Below are 6,999 nucleotides of genomic sequence, written 5' to 3'. Positions count from 1 at the left end.
GTACCGCGCGCCCGCAACCCGTTAGGATGCGGGCGTGCCACATGCGGTCGTCACCGATGAATTGACCCAGCTCGAACAGGTCACACACGCGCTCGATGCGCCGCCCGCCGTGGTGCCGCGGTCGGAAGAATCCGTGGTCGCCGGGCTGGCGCGGCTGCGCGAGATGATGGACGAACGTACCAAGCTGGAAGATCAACCGGCACTCATGGACCAATGGCACAGACAATCCGCGCTCTTGGACCAGTTGCGCTTGGCACGCCAGGCGCCGCAGGTCGATCGTGACTCACCGTACTTTGCCCACATGCGCTTGCGCGAGGATGGCAGCCTCCGGGATATCCTCCTCGGCAAGGCCACGTGGCTGCAGCGCGGCGTGCGGATCGTCGATTGGCGCAACGCACCCATCTCGAAGATTTTCTACCGCTACCAGCAGGGCGAGGCCTACGAAGAGGAAATTGCCGGTCGCGTGATCAGCGGTGACGTGGTGGCGCGACGGACGGTTACCATTCGCGATCGGACGCTGCAGCGAATCGTGGCACCGGAAGGGATCTTCTCGCGTGACGGGCAAGCCCCGACCGGGTGGCAGCAAACAGCGATTGAGGTCCCCCGCCTGGCGGGAGGGGAAGGGGCGGCCCTGCGCGCGCATCCGGCGGGTGAGGGAACCCACCGCCGTTTGGGGACCGACCCGCACGGAACGCTGCGCGGCGCGGATAAGCACCTACCGGACATCGCCGGATTGATCGACCCGAAGCAGTTCGAGCTCATTACCCGGCCGTCTGCCGGCTTCGTCGTCATTCGCGGCACGGCGGGATCGGGAAAAACCACCGTCGCCCTGCATCGGATTGCGTACCTGGCGTACGAGGATGCGGGCATCGACTCGGCGCAGACCCTGGTCGTCGTCTTCTCCCCGGCCCTGCGCGATTACGTCAGCCACGTGCTTCCCGCCCTGGGTGTGCAGCAAGTCCAGGTCCGCACCTTTCACGAGTGGGCGGCCGAGCAGACGAGACGCCTGTTTCCCAAGCTGCCGCGCCAGACGCGCGAGGACACTCCCGCCCTGGTGCAACGCCTGAAGCTCCATCCGGGCTTGCTCGTCGCTTTGGAGAAACAGGTGGGGCGGGTGCAGGGCCGGCGCAAGCCGGAGCAAGTGATCGATGACTGGGCCAGCCTCTTGAGCCAGGCGGCGCTGCTGGAGGAGGTGTTTGCACAGGTGGCGCCCGACGCCTTCACGACCGAAGAGCTCGTCCGGGCCGCCACCTGGAACCGGGAGCGGTACGAGGAGGTGGTCGCCTGGATGGAGGGGGACCAAGAGGTGCAAGCGGAGCTCGACGCGGAGGACGACGCGCTCCTGCTGCGAGCCTGGCAGTTGCGCATCGGCCCGCTTCCGTCGCGTGCAGGCAAGCCGCTGCGTTACCAGCATATTGCCATCGATGAAGTCCAAGACTTCTCTCCGGTGGAGGTGCAGGTTCTGCTCGGCTGCCTGGATGAGCACCGCAGCCTGACGCTGGCTGGCGATACGCAGCAACACATCATGCACGACGCCGGTTTCACCTCCTGGGCCACGTTTTTCCGTGACCTGGGCCTCGAGGGGACGGAAGTGAACACGCTGGAGGTCAGCTATCGTTGCTCGCGTGAGATTGCGGAGTTTGCCGTGGGCATCCTCGGCGACTTGCGGGAAGACGACACGCCGCCAATGACGACGCGCTCGGGGCCGCCGGTGGAATTGTTCCGCTTCACTGATCACGGGGCCTGTGTGGCATTCCTGGCGGATGCCCTCAAAGAACTTTCGGGGAAGGAACGTCTGGCGTCGGTGGCGGTGCTGACTTCTTCGCGCGAGCTGAGTGCCCTCTACCATCGTGGCTTGATGAACAGCGAGGTCCCGCGTCTACGCCGGGTTGAACGCCAGGATTTCACCTTCGCCCCCGGCGTCGAGGTCACCGAAATCGAACAAGTGAAGGGTTTGGAGTTCGACTACGTCATCCTGGTGGAGCTCAGCAGCGCGAATTTTCCGGACACTCCGGCTGCCCGCCGGCTTCTGCACGTCGGTGCCACGCGCGCCGTCCACCAACTCTGGTTGACCAGTGTGGCCACCCCCTCGGTGCTGGTCCGCAACCAGATGGCGGCGGTCTGATCCGCGCCTGGCGGATTGACGCGTCCGCGCGGCGATTGTTGCGCTTTCGTGAAATCCCTCGATGTTCGGCGCCAACCCGCTCCGGCGTGTGGACCAGCGGTTCGCCGTAAGGTATCGTCGCTTTCTGTGGAAAACGTCGTTGCGGTCATCTTGGGAGGCGGTCGCGGGACCCGGTTGTATCCGCTGACGCAGTTGCGGAGTAAGCCGGCGGTGCCGCTGGTAGGGAAGTACCGCCTCGTCGACATCCCGATCAGTAACTGCATCAACTCCGGGTTGCGCAACATCTTTGTGTTGTCCCAGTTCCAATCGGCGTCGTTGAACCGGCACGTGGCGCGGACCTACCGCTTCGATCCGTTCTCGCGCGGCTTCGTGGAGATACTGGCCGCGGAGCAAACCGAGGAGTGCACGGATTGGTACCAGGGAACCGCCGATGCCGTGCGCAAGCAGCTCCGCCGCTTCTTGCGTCCGGGTACCGACACCATTCTCGTGCTCTCTGGGGATCAACTCTATGTGATGGACTTCCGGCGGATCCTCGAAGCGCATGTCGCCAGCCGCGCCGATATTACGGTGGCCGCCACCCCGGTGACCGAACGTGACGCCGGCGAGTTCGGCATTCTGCAGATCGACGGTTTCGGCACCGTGACCGACTTCGTCGAGAAGCCGCGTGACGTGTCCTCGCTGCGTCAGCTCGCCCTGAGTGAACAGATGTTGGTGGCGCGTGGCGCCTCCAGCGGTCGTCCATACCTGGCATCGATGGGCATCTACGTGTTCCGCCCCGAGGTGCTGGTGGGGGCTCTCGAGGACCCGGCACAAATGGACTTCGGCAAGGAGGTGATTCCCCGGGCCATCCGTACCCACCGGGTGCACGCGCACTTCTTTTCCGGCTACTGGGAGGACATCGGGACCATCCGCACCTTTTACGCCGCCAACATCGAGTTGGCATCGGGCACGCCGCCCATCGACCTCTTCAGCGAACGTGCGCCGATCTATACGCGGCCCCGCTTTCTGCCGCCGACGAATCTGCACGCGGCGCGGATCGACGAGTCGGTGATCTGCGAGGGCTGCCGCATCGAAGACGCGGAAATCGATCACTCGGTGGTCGGCATCCGCAGCATCATCGGGCGCCGCGTCCGCCTGTCGCATACAGTCATGATGGGTGCGGATTTCTATGGCACGCCGGATGCCCCGGACGGTCAGGGCGGTGTGATCCCGGTTGGCGTGGGTGCGGGCAGCACGGTTGAACACGCCATTATCGACAAGAATGCGCGCATTGGTGAGGGCGTGGTGATCCGCAACCAGAATAAGGTCCAGACCCTTGATGGCCCAGGCTACTACATCCGCGATGGGGTGGTGATCATTCCGAAAAACGGCGTCATCACGCCGGGAACAGTCATCTGAGTGGCCGTGCGTCAGATCTACAAGGGGCGCATCGTCGACCTGCGCTTGGAGGAGGTCACACTGCCGAATCAGGTCACCGTGACCCTGGAAGTCATTCGACATCCGGGCGCGGCGGCGATTGTGCCGGTGCACGACGACGGTTCGGTGACCTTGGTGCACCAGTACCGCTATGCCGCCGGCGGCTTCATCTGGGAGATCCCGGCCGGCAAGCTCGACGGCGGCGAGGAGCCGATACGATGCGCTGCGCGTGAGTTGCAGGAGGAGGTGGGCCTCGTCGCCGCGGAACTGGTGCAACTGGGGGCGATTTTCACTGCGCCCGGATTTTGCGACGAACGCATCCATCTCTTTCTTGCCCGCAAACTCACGCCGACGGTTCAGCAGCTCGAGGAAGATGAGGTGCTGTCGATCAGCCGGATGCCGCTACAAAGCGCGTTGAGCATGATCCGAGCAGGAGAGATTCAAGACGCGAAGACCATTGCCGGTCTGCACCACGCCGCCGCCTACCTGGCGGGTGAGAGCACGCGGTGACGCGGGTTGACGAGGCCTACGCGCAATTGGTCGCGGCGTTGCGCCTACAGGCAGATCTTGGCGGCGTGCTGCAATTGCTGGAGTGGGATCAAGAAACCCTGATGCCGGCCGGGGCCATCGAGGGGCGGGCACGACAGATTGGTACCCTGGCCGGGCTCCTGCATGAGCGTCAAACCGCCCCCGCCTTCCTGGCAGTGGTGGACGGGCTGGCGGACAGCGGCTCGGAACTCAACCCGCAACAGGCGGTCGACGTGCGCGAAACGAAATGGCGCGTCGATCGGAGACGCCGGCTCGATACGGCGCTGGTGCGGCAGCGGTCGACGCTCCACGCACAGGCGCGTGCGGTATGGGTGGCGGCGCGGCGGGACGACGATTTCTCCATGTTGGCGCCCTGGCTTGGGCGGGTCGTGGAGACCGAGCGCCGCGTTGCTGCCGCGATGGATGCGAGCCGCCCGGCGTACGACGTGTTGCTCGAAGAATACGAGCCCGGCGCGTCTGCGGCCTTGATCGAGCCACTCTTTGCGGATCTCCGCCATGGGCTGCTGCCGCTGGTGGACCGGATCAAGGCGCGGCTCGATGCCGGCCGGCTCGACGCCAATGCCTTGTGCGGCGACTTTCCGGTCGAGGCGCAGCGGCGCTTCAATCAGGCGGTGGCGGTCCGTCTGGGCTTCGACTTCAACAAAGGCCGCCTCGACGAAGCTGCCCATCCCTTTACCACCAACGTTGGGGATGATGTCCGCATCACCACGCGGTACGATGCACGCGACCTGCGCTACGCGCTGTATGCGACCCTCCACGAAACCGGACACGCGCTCTACGAACAAGGACTCGATGCCGAGGCGTGGGGCACGCCGCGGGGACAGTCGTGCTCATTCGGCATCCATGAATCCCAATCGCGGCTGTGGGAGAACCAAATCGGGAGATCGATGGCCTTTTGGAAGCATCTCCTCCCCGCGGCTCGCCAGGCCTTTCCCGGCCTGGCCAGGACGTCGCTCGAATCGATCGTGGTCGCCGCCAATGAGGCGCGACCGTAGCTGATCCGTACGGAGGCAGACGAGATCACCTATAACTTGCATATCATCCTGCGCTTCGAACTCGAGCGGGCCTTGCTGGACGGCAGCCTCGATGTCGCTGCCCTGCCGCAGGTCTGGCGTGAGAAGATGGGAGAGTACCTGGGCGTCATACCGGAGACGGACCGCGACGGCGTACTCCAAGACGTGCATTGGCCGAGTGGCGCCATCGGCTACTTCCCGAGTTACGCCCTCGGCAACATGTACGCCGCACAACTGGACCGCGCCGCCGAAGCTGACCTGGGCTCGGTTGAGGCGGCAGTGGCAGCGGGGGAGTTCCGCCTGCTGCTGAGTTGGCTGCGGGAACACGTTCACCGATTAGGCCAGACTTACCGGCCAGTGGAACTGATCCGTGTGGCCACCGGACAGTTGCCCACATCCCGTCCTCTACTCGATCATCTGGAACGCAGAGTAACGTTCCTCGAATCCCTTTGACGATTCAGGGGGCACTCGCCCAGTTGCTCGATATGGACGCTACTGGAGAGTGCCAAGTTCGATGCCGACCTGCGTGAACCCGGAGGGTTCGAAGCCACTGGCCGGTGGTTGAGCGAAGCCCGCTTGCCCATGAGTCTGCCCATGAACATGCGCCGCCCGTCGCCCAGGGCGTTGCCCCATATGCGTTAACCTAACCGGCAGCGCACCAACCTGCGTTGCCCATGATCCGATGCCCCTACGCCGAAGGCGTTGTGCCACATAGCCCAGGGTTGCGAAGCTACCCTGGGTCAATGGTCCGAACAGTGTTCAACCCTGAAGGGGTTGCGCTTCACCGCCTCAATCCCACACGTACCGCTCATCGTATCCCAGGCCATGGGCATCTAGCAGTTTGCGGAGCTCGCTCTGAAAGTCGAATCTGCGATGATGCTCCTCTTGCTGTCCGATGTATTGTTCCACCTTTCGGCCCAGGGACTGACTTACCGAGAATACCGCATACCCGGCCTGCCACTGAAAACCGTGAAGCGATGCGTCCTGGGTCTTTGCCCACTGCGACGAGGCTCGCTTTATTTCCTTGACCCATTCGGCCACGGTGATGGTGCGAGCTTGGCGTGCCAGACAGTGCACGTGATCGGCGACGCCACCAACGCGGATCACCGGGCAATCCAGTCGTGTTGAGACGGCGCCAAGGTAGCGGTGCATGGCGTTTCGCCGGTCGGTGTCAGCAAGAAAGGGACGCCGATCCTTGGTTGAAAAGATGAGGTGAACGAGGCAATTTGATAGAGACTGAGCCATGCCCCACTGTCAACATAATGCGTGCCCCACGTAGAGCGCAACCCCTTCGGGGTAGAAGAAGAACGGTGTCACACCCCAGGGTAGCCGCTGCGCGGCCAACCCTGGGCTGTGTTGCGTAACGCCTTCGGCGTAAATTCGAATTACTCGCCGGTGTTGCATAGGTTAGGTTAACGCATATGGGGTGTTGCCCCGGGCGGTGGCGCCGGGCGTGAGAACGGTTCATGGGCGCTCCAAGCCGGCGTCTTTGCCGGTTGGATCTCAGGGCGAGTGGGGAAACCCGAACGACAAGACCCACAAATTTGTCGCACACCCGCACCTCCGGTGCACTGCATGGTCGATTTGAGGCGAGACGTTGGCCTAGCCATTCGGAATTTCTCGACGCTCTCCTCGGCAAGCTGATCCTGGCGCCTTGGCGTCTTGGCGCGGGCCAGTCTGCGCTCTCTACAGGCATCCGCGCCATCTGTGGATGGAATCATCTTGTCGGACATTGCGCTCGGCAGGCGGCCGAGGGGCATCACTGGAAGTGCAGCGGCCTTCGGCCGGCCGCCGAAGGCCTTGGTAGCACCGATCGTGGCGTTCGGCGGCCGGAAAATCCCGGCCTGCGCCGCGTGCGGGCACGTCGGACTGCCGCGTGGTTCCCAATAGGCGTCG

Annotated in this window: 4 protein-coding genes and 1 pseudogene; 4 read left to right on the top strand and 1 reads right to left on the bottom strand. The window is 64.0% G+C overall.

All coding sequences use genetic code 11. The features are described 5' to 3' along the window. Nucleotides 1-34 precede the first annotated feature (34 nt). The 4 genes and pseudogenes from VF515_06025 to VF515_06010 all read left to right on the top strand — a co-directional run bounded on the left by VF515_06025 (nt 35) and on the right by VF515_06010 (nt 5,556). Nucleotides 35-2,125 carry a UvrD-helicase domain-containing protein gene (locus tag VF515_06025; GenBank protein HEX7407194.1) on the top strand — a complete coding sequence of 697 codons (2,091 nt, stop codon included), beginning with the start codon at nt 35-37 and terminating at the stop codon, nt 2,123-2,125. 126 nt (nt 2,126-2,251) lie between these two features. Continuing rightward, a complete protein-coding gene (locus tag VF515_06020; GenBank protein ID HEX7407193.1) occupies nt 2,252-3,523 on the top strand; it encodes a glucose-1-phosphate adenylyltransferase in 1,272 nt (423 codons plus the stop codon). A gap of 6 nt (nt 3,524-3,529) precedes the next feature. After that, nucleotides 3,530-4,051, top strand: a complete 522-nt coding sequence (locus VF515_06015) for an NUDIX hydrolase (GenBank protein ID HEX7407192.1) — start codon at nt 3,530-3,532, stop codon at nt 4,049-4,051. Then, nucleotides 4,048-5,556, top strand: a pseudogene (locus VF515_06010) (carboxypeptidase M32). The gene VF515_06015 and the pseudogene VF515_06010 overlap by 4 nt, the downstream one beginning before the upstream one ends. 336 nt (nt 5,557-5,892) lie before the next feature. Here VF515_06010 and tnpA read toward each other — a convergent pair. Beyond that, nucleotides 5,893-6,348, bottom strand: coding sequence for an IS200/IS605 family transposase (tnpA, locus tag VF515_06005; protein ID HEX7407191.1), 456 nt, complete (start codon nt 6,346-6,348; stop codon nt 5,893-5,895). Nucleotides 6,349-6,999 lie beyond the last annotated feature (651 nt).

Source organism: Candidatus Binatia bacterium (assembly GCA_036382395.1).
GTDB lineage: Bacteria > Desulfobacterota > Binatia > HRBIN30 > HRBIN30 > JAGDMS01.
Note: the sequence above shows the minus strand (reverse complement) of the source record. Positions and strands in the feature narration are given on the sequence as shown.

Excerpts from the sequence above, each read along its gene's own strand:
- tnpA (HEX7407191.1), bottom strand. The coding sequence starts at position 6,348 with ATGGCTCAGTCTCTATCAAATTGCCTCGTTCACCTCATCTTTTCAACC.